Below are 16897 nucleotides of genomic sequence, written 5' to 3'. Positions count from 1 at the left end.
AAAAGTCGGCGGTGCCGCTTACCGTGGGGGGATGGCCAGGAGCACCACCCCGACCAAGAACGGCCGCACGCCTGCGCGCGGGTCGTCCTCGTCGCGCGCCAAGAAGCCCGAACCGGCGCCGAGGCGGTACGTCGGCGACGCCGAGAAGCCGCCCGTCATCGTGCGCGCGTGGCTGGGGCTGGCTCACGCCACGGGTGCGCTGTTCCGGGCGTTCGGGCCCGAGACGCTCGAGAAGGACCAGCGCCGCGACGGCTTCCCGTTCCTGCTGGTGCTCCTCGCCGTCGCAGGTGCCGTCAACGAGTGGTTCTTCATCGGCAGCGACGTCGCGGCGACGATCAGCGCCTACTCCGTCGGCGGGCTCATCGGCCGAGAGGCGTTCATCCTGCCGGTGCTCCTGCTGTTCCTCGCGGGCTGGATGTTCCGGCACCCGTCGTCGGTGCACGACAACGGCCGCATCGGCATCGGGTTCGGCCTGCTGATCGTCACGATCGCGGGCTTCTGCCACGTCGCCGGCGGCCGTCCCCAGCCGAGGCAGGGGCTGCCGGCGCTCAGCGAGGCCGGCGGACTGTTCGGCTGGATGGTGGGCGAGCCTCTCGCCTTCGTCCTCACCGACGTCGGCGCCTACGTCGCGCTCTCGCTGCTGGCCGTGCTCAGTGTGCTGATCATCACCAAGACTCCGCCGAACCGCATCGGCCGCCGCCTGGGCGAGCTCTACGCGTGGATGTTCGACGCCGAGCCGCGCACCGCGCAGACCGACGCGGATGCCGCAGCATCCGTCTCCGACGACGACGGCGCCGATCCCGCCCTGCCGTGGTGGCGGCGCAACAGGACCGGACGCGAGCAGGATCCCGAGGGCACCCTCGGGTCCGACGACCTCACGGCGCTCCTGACGCCGGGAGCCGTGCAGGGCGGCTTCGACCAGGTGCTCGAGCCGCCGGCTCCGCGGGTTCCGCCGGTCGCGGCCGACGCACTCACCGAGGTCATCGATCCCTCCGTCGTCGCCGCGGCGTCGAAGGCGTCGAGCACCTCGCTCCGCGACGACAGCGTCGATCCGCTCGAAGACGGCGTCCTGCCCGGGCTGACGGGAATCGGCTCGGATGCCTCGCCTGCGGCGCCCAGCGCGCCCTATCGGCTGCCGTCGGTCAACGCCCTCGCCCAGGGCACGCCCCACGTGGCGCGGTCGCAGGCCAACGACGACACCGTCAAGGCGATCACGAGCGTGCTGGAGCAGTTCTCCGTCGATGCGCGCGTCACCGGGTTCTCGCGCGGACCCACGGTCACGCAGTACGAGATCGCGCTCGGCCCCGGGGTGAAGGTGGAGCGCATCACCGCGCTCACCAACAACATCGCGTACGCCGTCGCCTCGAACGAGGTGCGCATCCTCGCGCCTATCCCGGGCAAGAGCGCGATCGGCGTCGAGATCCCCAACACCGACCGCGAGATCGTCACCCTCGGCGACGTGCTGCGCTCGCAGAACGCACAGCAGTCGACGCACCCCATGACGATCGGCGTCGGCAAGGACGTCGGCGGCGGCTACGTCGTGGCCAACCTCGCCAAGATGCCGCACCTCCTGGTCGCCGGCTCGACAGGCTCGGGAAAGTCGAGCTTCGTGAACTCGATGATCACGAGCCTGCTGATGCGTGCGAAGCCCGCCGACGTGCGCATGGTGCTCATCGACCCCAAGCGCGTCGAGCTCACCTCGTACGCGGGCGTGCCGCATCTCATCACGCCCATCATCACGAACCCCAAGAAGGCGGCTGAGGCGCTGCAGTGGGTCGTGAAGGAGATGGACATGCGGTACGACGACCTCGCGTCGTTCGGCTTCCGTCACATCGACGACTTCAACAAGGCGGTCGTGGCGGGGGAGATCACGCTTCCTGCGGGCAGCGAGCGCGTGCTCAAGCCGTACCCATACCTGCTGGTCGTGGTCGACGAGCTCGCCGACCTCATGATGGTGGCTCCGCGCGACGTCGAGGACTCGATCGTGCGCATCACGCAGCTGGCCCGTGCCAGCGGCATCCACCTCGTGCTGGCCACGCAGCGGCCGTCGGTCGACGTCGTGACCGGCCTCATCAAGGCCAACGTCCCGTCGCGCCTCGCGTTCGCGGTGACAAGTGTCACCGACTCGCGCGTCATCCTCGATCAGCCCGGCGCCGACCGTCTGATCGGTCAGGGTGACGGCCTGTTCCTTCCGATGGGGGCGTCGAAGGCGCTGCGCGTCCAGGGTGCCTGGGTCAGCGAGCAGGAGATCGAGAAGGTCGTCAAGCACGTCACGGCCCAGGCGCGCCCCGAGTACCGCAACGATGTGCAGGTGGCGGCCGAGAAGAAGGAGATCGACGCCGACATCGGTGACGACCTCGAGCTGCTGCTGGCGGCGGCGGAGCAGATCGTGTCGACGCAGTTCGGCTCGACCTCGATGCTGCAGCGCAAGCTCCGCGTCGGGTTCGCCAAGGCCGGACGCCTGATGGACCTCCTCGAGTCCCGCGAGATCGTCGGCCCGTCCGAGGGCTCGAAGGCGCGCGACGTCCTCGTCACCCCCGACCAGCTGCCCGCTGTGCTCGCCCGCCTGCGCGGCGACGACGTGCCCGAGGCGCCCGCCGCGGCAGGCCCCGCGGCCGACCCGTACGGGGCCGATGCCGTCGACGCCCAGTTCGACGGCTACCCGGTCGTCGAGAGCGAGGGCGACGAGGATGCGTGGGGCCTGACCGGCCGCGAGTGATCGGCGTCGCCCGGCGCACGGGCCGCGCCGTCCGGCGGCGATAGGCTCGGCGCATGGCGATCCCGAGACAGCTCCCCAACACGATCACGATCGTGCGCATCCTGTGCGCGCCGGTGTTCCTGTGGATGCTGCTGGCAGACGGTGGGTCGGACGGCCCACTTCGCTGGTGGGCCGCGGTGCTCTTCATCGTCGCGATCGCCACCGACGGCGTCGACGGCTATCTCGCGCGCAGGCACCACATCGTCACCGACCTGGGCAAGCTCCTCGATCCGATCGCCGACAAGGTGCTCACCGGGTTCGCCTTCATCGGGCTGTCGATCCTCGCGGAGCTGCCGTGGTGGATCACGATCATCGTGCTCATCCGCGAGGTCGGCATCACAGTGCATCGACTCATCGTCGCGAGCGATCACGTCGTCGCGGCGGCGTGGATGGGGAAGCTGAAGACGCTCGCGCAGGGGATCGCCCTTTCGCTCGCGCTGCTGCCGCTGTGGACGCTCGTCGGAGAATGGATCTTCTGGGTCAACGGCATCACGATGACCATCGCCGTGCTGCTGACGATCGCCAGCGGCATCGACTACGTGGTCACCGAGGCGCGCGGCGCACGAAAGGCCAAGGGATCGGCGTGACGCTCGCCTCCGACGTCCTCGACGCGCTGGGTCGCCGGGGCTGGACGATCGGCACGGCGGAGTCCCTCACCGGTGGGCTGGTCGTCGCCTCCCTCGTCGACGTGCCCGGTGCTTCCCTGCACGTGCGCGGCGGCGTGGTGGCCTACGCCACCGATGTGAAGGCCAGTGCGCTCGGTGTCGATGCGGCGCTCCTCGCCGACGCCGGACCGGTCGATGCGAGAGTTGCGCAGCAGCTCGCCGCCGGCGCGCGGCGGGTGCTCGGCGCCGACGTGGGCGTGGCCACGACCGGAGTCGCGGGGCCTGATCCGCAGGGCGACCACCCCGTGGGCACGGTGTTCGTCGCGGTCGAGACGCCGGAGGGGAGCGCTGTGTCGGCCTTCCTCCTGGAAGGATCCCGGGCCGACATCCGGACCGAGTCGGTCCGCCGGGCTCTCGAACTCGTGCTCGCGGAGCTGAGCGCGACCGGTCGATGACGTCGGAAATACACCGGGTTTCTTCTCGGTTACATTCGGTGATTCCCACCCATTCCCCAGTTCGCGGGATTAGATTGGCATCATCCGGTGCGGTACTGTTATCCACCCCGGACAGCGGAATCACAAGTGAGGAGGGGGCCCACCATGATCCTGGTACGTCAAGAGATCGGCGAAGTGCTTCGTGATTTCCGCCAGCAGAAGGGTCGCACCCTCCGTCAGGTCGCGAGCCGCGCGAGCGTCGCCCTGGGCTATCTGAGCGAGGTGGAGCGCGGTCAGAAAGAAGCCTCCAGCGAGATCCTCGCGTCCGTGGCCGAGGCGCTGGACGTCCCCATCTCGACCATCATGCGCGAGGTCGGCGATCGAATCTCCGTGCTCGAGGGTCTGCAGACCTTCCCCGACGTCGTGCCCGACGACCTGGTCGCCGCGGTCGACGCCGAGCTGTCGCTGCGCTGAGCGCTTCGGGTTCTCCGACGCATGAGGCGCAGTGAGTTCGAACGCGCCGTGCGCGATGAGTTCGGCAGCCGCGGGAGCGCGCTGATCGCGGATCTGGTGCTCTCCGGCGTCGGCTCGCGCACGGCAGCGGAGGCTCTCGGCGCCGGCGTGCCACCGCGCGAGGTCTGGCTCGCCCTGTGCGAGGAGACGGACGTGCCCGCCGATCGCCGTTATGGCGTCGGACGCCTCGAGCCCAAGCGCCGCTGACCCTTCGCGGGCACCCCGCTTCGCGGCGTGTTGTCGCCCTTCGATACGCCGTGCTTCGCTCGGCTACTCAGGAACCGGCAGGTGCCGCTTCGCGGCGTGTCATCGCCCTTCGATACGCCGTGCTTCGCTCGGCTACTCAGGAACCGGCAGGTGCCGCTTCGCGGCGTGTTGTCGAATGTCTGTTCGATACCGGCGTAGGCTCCTGCACAGCAGGTGTCGAAGGATGTCTGTCCACGTCGGCGGATGAGCGAAGACGGATGTCGGAGCCCAGCCCTAGCGTGAACAGCGTCGAACGACACCTCACGCCTTGTCGCAGCATCCATCCCACCGGGGCCGGATCGCGACAGCCTACAGGCGACGGAACGCGAGCAGAAAGAGCACGTCATGCCCTCAGCAGTTGACCGCGAGAAGGCCCTCGAGTCGGCCCTCGCCCAGATCGACCGGCAGTTCGGAAAGGGCTCGGTCATGCGGCTGGGCAGCGACGAGCGCGCACCCGTCGAGGTCGTCCCCACCGGGTCGATCGCCCTCGACGTCGCGCTCGGCATCGGCGGGCTTCCCCGCGGCCGCATCATCGAGATCTACGGCCCGGAGTCGTCGGGTAAGACGACGCTCACGCTTCACGCCATCGCGAACGTGCAGCGTGCCGGCGGCATCGCCGCCTTCATCGACGCTGAGCATGCGCTCGATCCCGACTACGCGCAGAAGCTCGGCGTCGACATCGACTCGCTGCTCGTGTCGCAGCCCGACACGGGTGAGCAGGCGCTCGAGATCGCCGACATGCTCGTGCGCTCGGGTGCGATCGACCTCGTCGTGATCGACTCCGTCGCGGCCCTGGTGCCGAAGGCCGAGATCGAGGGCGAGATGGGTGACTCCCACGTCGGTCTGCAGGCGCGTCTCATGTCGCAGGCGCTCCGCAAGCTCACCGGTGGCCTGAACCAGACCAACACCACCATGATCTTCATCAACCAGCTGCGTGAGAAGATCGGCGTCTTCTTCGGCTCGCCCGAGACCACCGCCGGTGGAAAGGCGCTGAAGTTCTACGCTTCGGTCCGCCTCGACATCCGCCGCATCGAGACCCTGAAGGACGGCACCGACGCAGTCGGAAACCGCACGCGCGTCAAGGTCGTGAAGAACAAGATGGCCCCGCCGTTCAAGCAGGCCGAGTTCGACATCCTCTACGGCGTCGGCATCTCGAGAGAAGGCAGCCTCATCGACTTCGGGGTCGAGCACGGCATCGTCAAGAAGTCGGGTGCCTGGTACACCTACGACGGCGAGCAGCTCGGTCAGGGCAAGGAGAACGCCCGTAACTTCCTGATCAAGAATGCCGACACGGCGGCCGAGATCGAGTCGAAGATCAAGGCGAAGCTCGGCATCGGCCAGCCGAAGGCCGTCGAGGCGCCGGCTGACGATCTGGCCGCGCGCCGTCCGGCCTGACATGCGTCACGATGACGGGGGCGAGCGCGAGACGCTCGCCCCCGTGATCCCGCTGTTCGGCGGGCCGCCGCCTTCCGCCCCTGCCCGGTCGGAAGCCACGGCGACCGACGCCACGGCGACCGACGCCACAGCTCCCGCCGACCTCGTGGCCGCTGACCCAGATGCCGACGACACGGTCGGGGAGGACCCGAGGGCGTGGCATCCGACATGGGCCGACGACCGACCCCGGCTCGACCAGGCGGGTGACGGTGCTGGCGCGGACGAACTCGAGCTCGCCGAGAAGGCGCTGCTGAAGAAGCTGCGCACCCGGTCGCTGTCGGTCTCGGAGGCCCGAGGCGTCCTGCGTGAGTACTCCCTCCACCCCGATGCAGTCGAGCACCTGATCGCGCTGATGGACGAGTACGGCTACCTCGATGACGCAGCGCTGGCTGAGCAGCTGGTCCACGCCGGCGCCGAGCGCAAGGGCCAGGGCCGGCAGGCGATCGCGCAGACGCTCGCGAAGCGGGGCATCCCGCGCGATGTGGCAGACGCGGCGCTGTCGGCGCTGCCCGACGATGACTTCGAACGCGCGCTCGAGTTCGCGCGCGGCAAGGCGCGGTCGCTGCAGGGCCTCGACCGCGACACCGCCGTGCGGCGGCTGACCGGTCAACTGGCACGGCGCGGGTACGGCGGTTCGATCGCGCTGTCCGCCGCGCGTGCGGCGCTCGACGACGCTCCTGGCGGATCGCGCGGGGTTCGCTTCCGCTGAGCGGGCCGTCGCAGCGCAGGACACGGCCCGTGGCGAGGGCAACGCACGCTCTTGGCGCGGAGCCGTGGGGATGACGATATGTTCGGATCCGAGGCGGAGGGAGTGACATGGCGGTCGAGGTCCGCGGCCTGACCAAGCGCTACCGCGAGAAGGTCGCCGTCGACGACATCTCGTTCTCGGTCGCGGACGGCGGGGTCTTCGCGTTCGTCGGCACCAACGGCGCAGGCAAGTCGACGACGATCGGATGCCTCACGACAGTGCTCCCCTTCGACGCGGGGACCGTCGTCGTGAATGGCCACGACGTACGCCGTGAAGGCGACCGCGTGCGTGAGTCGATCGGCGTGGTCTTCCAGGAGTCGCTGCTCGATCCGCTGCTGACCGCCCGGGAGAATCTGCGGTTGCGCGGGCGCCTGTCGCGCATCGCGCGCGACCCGCTCGATGCCCGGATCGACTACGTGTCCGCTCTCATCGGGCTCGATGGATTCCTCGATCAGCGGTACGGGCGGCTGTCGGGTGGCCAGCGCCGGCGCGTCGACATCGCACGCGCGCTCCTCCACGAGCCCGCGGTGCTGTTCCTCGACGAGCCCACCGCGGGGCTCGACCCCGGCAGCCGTGCGCTCGTCTGGCGGACGCTCCATGAGCTGAGCGCCCGTGGCGATCTCACCGTCTTCCTGACGACGCACTATCTCGAAGAGACCGAAGAGGCGGCGCGCGTCTGCATCATCGACGAGGGCCGTATCGTCGCCGACGACACCCCCGCCCGCCTGCGGGCTCGTCACAGCCGCAGCATCCTGAGCATCACCACGAACGATCCCGAAGCGCTGGTCGCATCAGCCCATGCGGTCGGTGCCGAGCCCGTCCGTCACGGCGACGTCGTGGTGATCGGCGTCCCCGATGCCGATGTGGCCCGCGCCCTGCTCGCCGCCCACGGAGACCGCGTCCGCGACTTCGAGTTCCGGCACGGCCGCATGGACGATGTCTTCCTGACGCTGACGGGAAAGTCGACCGCGGGAGGGGACGCGGCATGAGCGTCGTATGGGCGATCGTCCACCGCAACCTTCGGCTCTTCTTCCGAGATCGCCTGAACGTGTTCTTCTCGCTCCTGGGCGCGGTCATCCTGTTCGGCCTCTATACGCTGTTCCTCGGCAACCTCCAGACCGCAGGACTCGCGGACTCGCTGCCCGGGGCGTCGACGGCCGACGTGCAGTCCTTCGTCGACAGCTGGATGTTCGCGGGCATCCTTCTCATCACGACCGTCACGACGGGCCTCGGCGGGCTCGCGGTGCTCGTCGACGACGACCAGTCCGGCCGGTTCCGCGACTTCGTCGTATCGCCGCTCCGGCGCAGTCAGTTCGTGCTCGGCTACTTGCTGTCCGCTGTCGCCGTCGCGCTCGTGCTGTCGGTGTTCGTCCTGGTGGTCAGCATCCTCTACCTCGGGGTGCTGCGCGGCACCTGGCTCGGCGCCGCAGCCATCGCGCGCAGCTTCGCGATCGTCGCGCTCTCGTGCGTCGCCTTCACGGCGTTCTCGGCGCTCATCGTGTCCTTCGTCCGTACCAACGGCGCGTTCTCGGGGCTCGCCACGATCGTCGGCACGGTGCTCGGCTTCATCGCCGCGGCGTACATCCCGATCGGCGTCTTCCCCGAGGGCGTCGCCAACGTGGTCGCGGCGCTGCCGTTCGCACAGGCGGGAATGCTGCTGCGCCGAGAGTTCTCAGACGAGACGTTGGCCGTGATCACCGCCGATGCTCCCGGCGCAGAGGAACCGCTGCGTGCCATGTACGGGCTGGATCTCTTCATCGGGGACTGGGAGGTCCCCGGCTGGATCGTGATCGTCGTCCTGATCGGAATCTCGGTCGTGTGCACGGCGGTGTCCGCCGGACGCATGCGCGGACGCATTCGCTGAGGCCGCGCCCGACGGGACGGAACGGCCTCTCATCCGCGGATCGTAGAATGGCACGCATCATGACCATGCCGTCCCCACTCCCGACACTCATCGCGCCCTCCGACGCGGCGCGCGACGCCGACGGCAAGGCCCGCACCTATGAAGTGCGCACCTTCGGCTGCCAGATGAACGTGCACGATTCCGAGCGGCTCTCCGGCTCGCTCGAGAGCGCGGGTTACGTGCGCGCCGAGGTCGGCGAGGAAGCCGACGTCGTCGTCATCAACACCTGTGCGGTGCGTGACAACGCGGCCGGCAAGCTCTACGGGACGCTCGGCCACTTGAAGTCGCGCAAAGACAAGCACGAGGGGATGCAGATCGCCGTCGGCGGCTGCCTCGCCCAGATGGACAAGGACACGGTCCAGGAGAAGGCGCCGTGGGTCGATGTCGTCTTCGGCACGCACAACATGGGGTCGCTTCCAAGCCTGCTCGAGCGCGCACGTCACAACGGCGAGGCCGAGCTCGAGATCCTCGAGTCGCTCGAGATCTTCCCGTCGACCCTTCCCACCAAGCGCGACAGCGTCTACAGCGGCTGGGTGTCGATCTCGGTCGGGTGCAACAACACCTGCACGTTCTGCATCGTGCCGAGCCTCCGCGGCAAGGAGAAGGACCGTCGCCCCGGCGACATCCTCAACGAGATCCGTCTCCTCGTCGAAGACGGCGCGATGGAGGTGACCCTTCTCGGCCAGAACGTCAACTCGTACGGGGTGGAGTTCGGCGACCGTCAGGCGTTCGGCAAGCTGCTGCGCGCGGCCGGCGAGATCGGTGGCCTCGAGCGCATCCGCTTCACCAGTCCTCATCCCGCAGCCTTCACCGACGACGTCATCGACGCGATGGCTGAGACGCCCGCCGTCATGCCGCAGCTGCACATGCCGCTCCAGTCGGGCAGCGACCGCATCCTGAAGGCCATGCGCCGCTCGTACCGCAGTGAGAGGTTCCTCGGCATCCTCGACCGCGTGCGCGCGCGCATCCCGAACGCGGCCATCTCGACCGACATCATCGTCGGCTTCCCGGGCGAGACCGACGAGGATTTCGAAGACACGATGCGGGTGGTCGAGCAGGCGCGGTTCGCGAGCGCGTTCACGTTCCAGTACTCGATCCGCGAGGGCACCCCGGCGGCGACCATGCCCGACCAGGTGCCGAAGGCCGTCGTGCAGGAGCGCTACGAGCGCCTCGTCGCGCTGCAGGAGCGCATCTCGCTCGAGGAGAACCAGAAGCAGGTGGGGCGCGAGCTGCAGGTGCTCGTCTCGACCGGCGAGGGCAAGAAGGATGCCGCGACCCACCGCCTCACCGGCCGTGCCGAAGACAACCGGCTCGTGCACTTCGAGGTGCCCGAGGGATCCGACCTCCCGCGTCCGGGCGACGTCGTCTCGGTGGTCGTGACGCACGCCGCGCCCTTCCACCTGCTCGCCGACAGCCCCGACGGGGCGCCGCTGCGCATCCGGCGCACGCGCTCCGGCGACGCGTGGGACCGCACGCAGGCCGAGTCGTGCGGTGTCCCGGCTCCTGTCGGCGAGACCGGTGCGCCGCGCGCCGTCTCGCTGGGCCTCCCGACGCTGCGCATCGGAGTGTGACCGCGGCCGCGCACCCCCGCCCGCCGCGTCTGTGGGCGGTCGTCGGCGCGACGGGAACGGGCAAGACCGCACTGTCGCTCGACCTCGCCGACGCGATCGTCGCACGCGGCGGTCGAGCCGAGATCGTCAATGCCGACGCGATGCAGCTGTACCGCGGCATGGACATCGGCACCGCCAAGCTGCCGGAATCGGAGCGGCGCGGCATCCCTCATCACCTCTTCGACGTTCTGGACCCGACCGAGGACGCGGCCGTCGCCTGGTATCAGACGACGGCCCGAGCCGCGATCGACGAGATCCACGGCCGCGGTGCCGACGCCATCCTCGTCGGCGGCTCGGGCCTGTACGTCTCGAGCGTGCTGTTCGATTTCCGGTTCCCGCCGCGGGATCGGGCCGTGCGCGAGCGTCTCGAGGCCGAGCTCGAGGCGCAGGGTCCGGGCGCGCTGTTCGCCCGCCTGCGCGAACTCGACCCGGCCACGGCGGAACGCGTCGACCCCCGCAACGGGCGCAGGGTCGTCCGCGCGCTCGAGGTCCTCGAGATGGGGGAGCGCACGCACGGCGCCGCGCTGCCTGACGAGCCCGTGCTCTGGCGCGAGGACACCGTGATCATCGGCGTCGCCGTTCCCCGCGACGAACTCGTCGCACGCCTCGACGAGCGGGTACAGGGGATGTGGCGCGACGGCCTCCTCGCCGAGGTCGAGTCGCTGCGCGATGCCGGGCTCGAGCGCGGCGTCACGGCACGACGGGCGATCGGCTACGCGCAGGCTCTGGCCCAGCTGCACGGTGGGATGACCGAGGCCGAGGCTATCGCCGAGACGCAGGCGCTCACGCGCCGCTACGCGCGTCGGCAGGTGTCGTGGTTCAAGCGCTACGCCGGCGTCTTGTGGACGACTCCGGGAGCGGATGCCGCAGACCTGGCAGACTCGACAGCATGACTGTCGCGATCCGGGCCTTCCAACTTCCCGACACCGAAGCAGTCGTCTCGCTGTGGCAGGCGACCAAACTCACCCGGCCGTGGAACAACCCCTACCAGGACATCAGCCGCAAGCTGAAGGTCCAGCCCGAGCTGTTCCTCGTCGCGGTCGACGGCGCCGACATGGTCGGAACCGTGATGGCCGGCTACGACGGCCACCGCGGCTGGCTCTACTACCTCGCGAGCGATCCGGCCCGGCGCGGGCAGGGCATCGCGCGTTCGCTCGTCGAGCGGGCGGAGACGCTGCTGCTCGACATGGGATGCCCGAAGGTGCAGCTCATGGTGCGGCCCGACAACGACATCGCGCAGGGCTTCTACGAGGCGCTCGGCTTCGAGACGTTCGAGACCTGGGCGACGGGCAAGCGCCTCATCGCCGACTGACCCGGAGCTGCGCGCCCATAGACTGGGACGATGCCGCAGACTATCGCGTTCACCAAGGGTCACGGCACCGGCAACGACTTCGTGATCGTGCCCGATCGCGACGGTGAACTCGATCTCTCCGACGACCAGGTCGCCGTGCTGTGCGATCGGCGGTTCGGCATCGGCGGCGACGGGATCCTGCGCGTCGTGCGCGCTGCCGCCGTCGATGAGGGCGCCGAGGCCGCGGCATCCGGTGTCGAGTGGTTCATGGACTACCGCAATGCGGACGGCTCCCGCGCTGAGATGTGCGGCAACGGCATCCGCGTGTTCGCCCGCTATCTGGCCGAGGTCGGCTGGGCGTCGCTCGACGACGGTCCGCTTCGGATCGCCACACGCGCCGGCGTGAAGACCCTCACCCGCAGCGACCTCGGTTTCGAGGTCGACCTCGGACCGTGGCGCATCGAACCGGACGATGTGCTCGTCCGCGCGCGAGGCATCGGCGCGCCGCGTCCTGGCCTCGGCATCGACGTCGGCAACCCCCACATCGTGGTGGCCCTGCCCGACCACCGCGAGCTCGAGGCCCTCGACCTCGGAGTGCTCCCGCAGCTGCACCCCGAGCCGCCGCACGGCGCGAACGTCGAGTTCGTCGTGCCGAGCGACCCGCTCGTGCGCGACGGCGTCGGTTCGATCCGCATGCGCGTCTTCGAGCGCGGCGTGGGAGAGACGCTCAGCTGCGGCACCGGGGTCGCGGCCGCTGCGCTGGCGGTGCGCCACTGGGCAGGACCCGCGGCTCCCGACCACTGGGCCGTCGAGGTGCCCGGCGGCACGCTCGGAGTGCGCACGCCCGAGATCGACGGCGAGCGTCACGTGCTGCTCTCCGGACCGGCGACGCTCGTGTACTCGGGTGAGGTCACCCTCGCCTGAAGCGGTTCAGGGCAGGTCGATCGGCTCACTCGGTGGCGAGCCGTGGCGGCGCACCTTGATCACGCGGAAGCCGCGGCCGGTCGCCGCGCGCTGCACGCTGTAGCCCCGCTCGAAGGTGGCAGCGAGCCAGCGCTGGAGCGAGTCGGATCCCAGATTGCGCTGCACGACGAGCCACGCGTCGGCGCGCTCGTCGAGCCGCGGGATCCAGCGCTCGAGCAGGCCGTGCAGCTCGTGCTTGCCGACGCGGATCGGCGGATTCGAGCGGATCGTGCGGAACACGACGTCAGCGGGAACATCGTCGGGCAGCACGGCGTTGACGTTCGGGAGGCCCAGCGCCTCGGCGTTGCGTCGCACCAGGTCGAGAGCGCGTTCGTTCACGTCGACCGCCCATACGGTCGCGTGAGGGGACTCCAGGGCGAGGCTCAACGCGATCGGTCCCCAACCGGACCCGAGATCGAGCAGGTTCCCGCCGGGTGGCGGCGGGGGAGTGTTCGACAGCAGCACGCCGGTGCCCGAGTCCACATGGTCGGGGCTGAACACACCGCTCGCGGTCGTCACCTCGACCTCGCGGCCGGCGAGCGTGACGCGGACGCGACGGAGATTCTCGGGACTGGCGGGCGTAGCACTGAAGTAGTGGTCGCTGCCCATGGCTGACGAGCCTAGCGGAGGACCAGACTAGAATTCACGGATGCCTCGAACTGGCCGATGAGCGCTGGAAACGGCATCCCGGAAGGAACACATGACGGATACGACAACACCTCGAAGCACGGACGAGACGCCGGTGGACCCGGTGGATCGCGTGCTGGCGCGCGCGGAAGCGCGCTCGGGGGTGCGTGTGTTCGGCGCCGCGCAGGCGCTCCAGGACGAAGCCACGGTCGCCCCCGCCGACACCGACGGCGAGCAGTGGGATCGCGAGGAGCGCGCCGCGCTGCGCCGCGTGCCCGGACTGTCCACCGAACTGGAAGACGTCACCGAGGTCGAGTACCGGCAGCTGCGACTCGAGAACGTCGTGCTGGTCGGCGTGCACGCGCAGGGTGAGCAGGAGGACGCCGAGAACTCGCTGCGCGAACTCGCCGCGCTCGCCGAGACCGCCGGTGCCGTCGTGCTCGACGGCGTGCTGCAGCGGCGCCCGCATCCCGATCCCGCGACCTACGTGGGCCGGGGCAAGGCGCAGGAGCTGCGTGATATCGTCGCCGCCGTGGGTGCCGACACGGTCATCGCCGACACCGAGCTCGCGCCGAGCCAGAGGCGTGCGCTCGAGGACGTCGTCAAGGTCAAGGTCATCGACCGCACCACGGTCATCCTCGACATCTTCAGCCAGCATGCCAAGAGCCGCGAGGGCAAGGCGCAGGTCGAGCTCGCGCAGCTCGAGTACCTGCTGCCGCGTCTGCGCGGATGGGGTGACTCGATGAGCCGCCAGGCGGGCGGCCAGGTCGGCGCCGGCGGCGCCGGCATGGGCTCACGCGGACCCGGTGAGACGAAGATCGAACTCGACCGCCGTCGCATCCGCACCAAGATGGCGCAGCTGCGCCGCCAGATCCGCGAGTTCGCGCCCGCGCGCGATGCCAAGCGCGCCGAGCGCAAGCGCCACACCATCCCCTCGGTCGCGATCGCCGGATACACCAACGCCGGCAAGTCGAGCCTGCTCAACCGGCTCACGAGCGCCGGAGTGCTGGTGGAGAACGCGCTGTTCGCGACGCTCGATGCCACGGTCCGCCGCTCCGAGACGACCGACGGCCGCGTCTACACGCTCACCGACACGGTCGGGTTCGTGCGCAATCTGCCGCACCAGCTCGTCGAGGCGTTCCGCTCGACGCTCGAGGAGGTCGGCGAGGCCGACGTCATCGTGCACGTCGTCGACGGCTCGCACCCCGACCCGGCGGCTCAGCTGGCGACGGTGCGCGATGTCATCGGCGATGTCGGCGGACGCGACATCCCGGAACTCGTCGTCTTCAACAAGGCCGACCTCATCGGCGATGACGAGCGCCTGCTGCTGCGCGGCCTCGAGCCGAAGGCGCTCTTCGCGTCGTCGCGCACCGGCGAGGGGATCGAGGAGCTGCGCGCGGCGATCGAGGCGGCGCTGCCGCTTCCCGCCGTCGAGATCGACGTGCTCGTACCCTACGACCGGGGGGACCTGGTGTCGGCCATCCACGAGCAGGGCATGATCCTCGATCAGCAGCACGAAGAGGGCGGCACCGCGGTGCGCGCCCGGGTCGGCGAGCACCTCGCCGCACGGCTCGCGCCGTTCGTGCGCTGAGGCGTCTCGTCGTGTCGCTCCGCTCCTCGCTCGACGGTGGGGCGTAGCGGGACGACACGTGCTCAGTCGAGCTCGAGCGCGGGCAGGCCGTCGGGCTCGAACCCGAACACCCGGCCGAGGAAGGCCACCTCGGCTTCGAGCTGGCGCACGACGGTCTCGGCACGGCGGAACCCGTGCCCCTCGCCTTCGAACGCCAGGTACGCGTGCGGCACGCCGTTCTGGCGGAGGGCGTCGCGCACGGCCTCGGACTGCGAGGGCGGCACGACGCGGTCGTCCAGCCCCTGTTCGATGAGCAGGGGCGTGCGCAGCCGGTCGAGCCGTGACAGCGGCGAGCGGGCTACGTACAGCGCCTCGGCCTCGGGCAGCGGCCCGACCATGCTGTCGAGGTAGCGCGCCTCGAAGTCGTGGGTGTCTTCGGCCAGTCGTCGCAGGTCGGCGACGCCGTAGCGGCTGATCCCCGCGGCGAAGGCGTCGGACAGGGTCAGCGCGCACAGCACCGTCCAGCCGCCGGCGGACCCGCCCGCGATCGCGAGGCGGTCCGCGTCGGCAGCGCCCTCGGCGGCGAGACCGCGCGCGGCGGCGATCACGTCGTCGACGTCGACGACGCCCCACTGTCCGAGCAGGCGTTCGCGGTACGGGCGTCCGTATCCGCTCGAGCCGCCGTAGTTGACGTCGAGCACGCCGATCCCGCGGCTCGTGAAGTACGCGATCTTGGTGGATGCCGCGCCCCCCACGTGCGATGTCGGCCCCCCGTGCACGAACACCAGGTACGGCGGGCGCTCGTCGGCGCGCGCAGTGACGCCGGGGTTCGTGGGCGGGTAGTCGAAGGCGTGGACCGGGCCGCGCGGGCCGTCGACCGTGACGGCCCGGGGGCGCGGCATCCATTCCTCGCCCCACGCCGTGCGGCCGCCGACGAGCAGCCGGGCGGCGCCGGGGTCGTCGACGTCGATGTCCCACAGGCCGGTGCCCGCCGCTCCCGCGCCGCTGAGCAGGAGTCTGCCGCCTCGGACGTCTTCGATCGACATGCCGGCGACGGCGTCGACGGGAAGCGGCCGCACCTCGCCGTCGGTCCCGATCAGGACGAGCTCATCCGAGCCGTTCGTGCGCACCGCGACGATGCGGCCGTCGTCGAGGACGGCGAACCACCGCTGGCCGAGCACCCACAGCGGACCGCCCGTGTCGGCGTCGGCGGGGGCGACGTCCTCGCAGTGCAGGTCGGCGGTCAGCCGCAGCCGCGTCAGGTTCCAGCGGCCGGTCGGGTCGTCGCTGAACACGATGTCGTCGTCGCTCACCCAGATGGGCTGGAGCGGCGCGGTGGCGCCTGAGGTGACGGTCGTCCACTCGGCGACGAGACCGCCTTCGAGGCGTCCCACGCGCAGCTCCGCGCGGTCCCAGGGCATGTCGGGATGGTTCCACGCGACCCAGGCGAGACGGGTGCCGTCGGGCGACAGAGCGGGATGCGCGAGGAAGTCGCTGTCCTCGACGAGCGAGCGGAGGCGTGCAGCATCCTCCACCGCGCTTCCGTCGACGGGGATCTCGACGATGTCACGGTGCGGAGCCGCCTCGTCGCGATGCGTCTCGCGCACGGCGAGCAGGCGCCCGCCCTCCCAGGTGAGTCCGCCGAAGCGCATGTCGCCGGCCAGAGGGGTGAGCGCTCTCGGGCGCTCGCCGGGGGCGGCCTTCCACACGCGCTGATCCGCCTTCTCCACGAAGACGAGGGCGTCGCCGGCGACGGTGGTCCAGGCGCCGCCGCCGTACTCGTGCACGCGCGAACGCGCGCTCCACGGCGCGTCGATCACATCGGAGACCTCACCGGATGGCGCCATTCTGCGCACGGCGGTGCGACCGGCCTCCGCAGGCACGGACTCGCCCCACCACACCTCGTCGCCCACGAACCGCGCCCCCTCGATGCGGGGCGATGCGGCCGACACCGCCTCGGCCGACAGCGGGGAGGGCCAGGATCCGTAGGGCAGTTCCGTCGTCACGAGACCACGCTACGGCGAAACAGAAGGTCACAGGGAGGGGGTTGCGTGCGGCGCTCGGCTAGCTTGGACCCATCGTCGCCCGGTCGTCCGAGTCGGACGGTCCCCGAGAGAGATCGCGGGGCCGGGCAGGGAGCGACAGCCGAGCCCGGCACCCGCCCGCGATGACTCCGCGCCGCCGGACACCCCGAG

Annotated in this window: 16 protein-coding genes; 14 read left to right on the top strand and 2 right to left on the bottom strand. The window is 70.3% G+C overall.

The genetic code is table 11. The features are described from left to right. Positions 1-31: 31 nt before the first annotated feature. The 13 genes from ACFC1W_RS12625 (at position 32) to dapF (ending at position 12466) form a co-directional block, all read left to right on the top strand. Entirely contained in the window at positions 32-2719 is a 2688-nt protein-coding gene (locus ACFC1W_RS12625; RefSeq protein WP_375993026.1) for a DNA translocase FtsK 4TM domain-containing protein, read from the top strand. A gap of 53 nt (positions 2720-2772) precedes the next feature. Beyond that, positions 2773-3345 (top strand): CDP-diacylglycerol--glycerol-3-phosphate 3-phosphatidyltransferase, encoded by a 573-nt coding sequence (pgsA, locus tag ACFC1W_RS12620; RefSeq protein ID WP_375993023.1) that lies wholly within the window; start codon positions 2773-2775, stop codon positions 3343-3345. Beyond that, complete coding sequence (locus ACFC1W_RS12615; RefSeq protein WP_375993020.1) at positions 3342-3818, top strand: CinA family protein; 477 nt, start codon at positions 3342-3344, stop codon at positions 3816-3818. The genes pgsA and ACFC1W_RS12615 overlap by 4 nt, the downstream gene beginning before the upstream one ends. 144 nt (positions 3819-3962) lie before the next feature. Next, positions 3963-4271 (top strand): helix-turn-helix domain-containing protein, encoded by a 309-nt coding sequence (locus ACFC1W_RS12610; RefSeq protein ID WP_191763071.1) that lies wholly within the window; start codon positions 3963-3965, stop codon positions 4269-4271. Between the two features lie 21 nt (positions 4272-4292). Continuing rightward, a complete protein-coding gene (locus ACFC1W_RS12605; RefSeq protein ID WP_375993017.1) occupies positions 4293-4517 on the top strand; it encodes a DUF3046 domain-containing protein in 225 nt (74 codons plus the stop codon). Positions 4518-4901: 384 nt separating this feature from the next. Further along, positions 4902-5951 (top strand): recombinase RecA, encoded by a 1050-nt coding sequence (recA, locus tag ACFC1W_RS12600; protein ID WP_191763067.1) that lies wholly within the window; start codon positions 4902-4904, stop codon positions 5949-5951. Position 5952: 1 nt separating this feature from the next. Next, positions 5953-6699, top strand: a complete 747-nt coding sequence (locus ACFC1W_RS12595; RefSeq protein ID WP_375993013.1) for a regulatory protein RecX — start codon at positions 5953-5955, stop codon at positions 6697-6699. A gap of 107 nt (positions 6700-6806) precedes the next feature. Then, positions 6807-7727, top strand: coding sequence for an ABC transporter ATP-binding protein (locus ACFC1W_RS12590; RefSeq protein WP_375993011.1), 921 nt, complete (start codon positions 6807-6809; stop codon positions 7725-7727). Continuing rightward, positions 7724-8602, top strand: a complete 879-nt coding sequence (locus ACFC1W_RS12585; RefSeq protein ID WP_375993009.1) for an ABC transporter permease — start codon at positions 7724-7726, stop codon at positions 8600-8602. The genes ACFC1W_RS12590 and ACFC1W_RS12585 overlap by 4 nt, the downstream gene beginning before the upstream one ends. A 59-nt stretch (positions 8603-8661) precedes the next feature. Continuing rightward, positions 8662-10212 (top strand): tRNA (N6-isopentenyl adenosine(37)-C2)-methylthiotransferase MiaB, encoded by a 1551-nt coding sequence (gene miaB / locus ACFC1W_RS12580; RefSeq protein ID WP_375993007.1) that lies wholly within the window; start codon positions 8662-8664, stop codon positions 10210-10212. Further along, complete coding sequence (gene miaA, locus ACFC1W_RS12575) at positions 10209-11144, top strand: tRNA (adenosine(37)-N6)-dimethylallyltransferase MiaA (protein WP_375993004.1); 936 nt, start codon at positions 10209-10211, stop codon at positions 11142-11144. The genes miaB and miaA overlap by 4 nt, the downstream gene beginning before the upstream one ends. After that, positions 11141-11563, top strand: a complete 423-nt coding sequence (locus ACFC1W_RS12570) for a GNAT family acetyltransferase (RefSeq protein ID WP_375993001.1) — start codon at positions 11141-11143, stop codon at positions 11561-11563. The genes miaA and ACFC1W_RS12570 overlap by 4 nt, the downstream gene beginning before the upstream one ends. 30 nt (positions 11564-11593) lie before the next feature. Beyond that, positions 11594-12466 carry a diaminopimelate epimerase gene (gene dapF / locus ACFC1W_RS12565; RefSeq protein WP_375992998.1) on the top strand — a complete coding sequence of 291 codons (873 nt, stop codon included), beginning with the start codon at positions 11594-11596 and terminating at the stop codon, positions 12464-12466. Between the two features lie 6 nt (positions 12467-12472). Here dapF and ACFC1W_RS12560 read toward each other — a convergent pair whose 3' ends face one another. Next, positions 12473-13114 carry a class I SAM-dependent methyltransferase gene (locus ACFC1W_RS12560; protein ID WP_375992995.1) on the bottom strand — a complete coding sequence of 214 codons (642 nt, stop codon included), beginning with the start codon at positions 13112-13114 and terminating at the stop codon, positions 12473-12475. Between the two features lie 91 nt (positions 13115-13205). Here ACFC1W_RS12560 and hflX point away from each other — a divergent pair, with 91 nt between their 5' ends. Continuing rightward, complete coding sequence (gene hflX / locus ACFC1W_RS12555; RefSeq protein WP_375992992.1) at positions 13206-14723, top strand: GTPase HflX; 1518 nt, start codon at positions 13206-13208, stop codon at positions 14721-14723. A gap of 62 nt (positions 14724-14785) precedes the next feature. Here the strand turns inward: hflX and ACFC1W_RS12550 are convergent, their stop codons facing one another. Further along, on the bottom strand, positions 14786-16708 hold the full coding sequence (locus ACFC1W_RS12550; RefSeq protein ID WP_375992989.1) for a S9 family peptidase: 1923 nt from the start codon (positions 16706-16708) through the stop codon (positions 14786-14788). Positions 16709-16897: the final 189 nt, after the last annotated feature.

The sequence above is a fragment of the Microbacterium sp. NPDC056003 genome, assembly GCF_042274785.1.
In the GTDB taxonomy this organism is placed as follows: Bacteria; Actinomycetota; Actinomycetes; order Actinomycetales; family Microbacteriaceae; genus Microbacterium.
The sequence above is the reverse complement of the archived record's forward strand: the minus strand, read 5'-3'. Positions and strand labels throughout refer to the sequence as shown.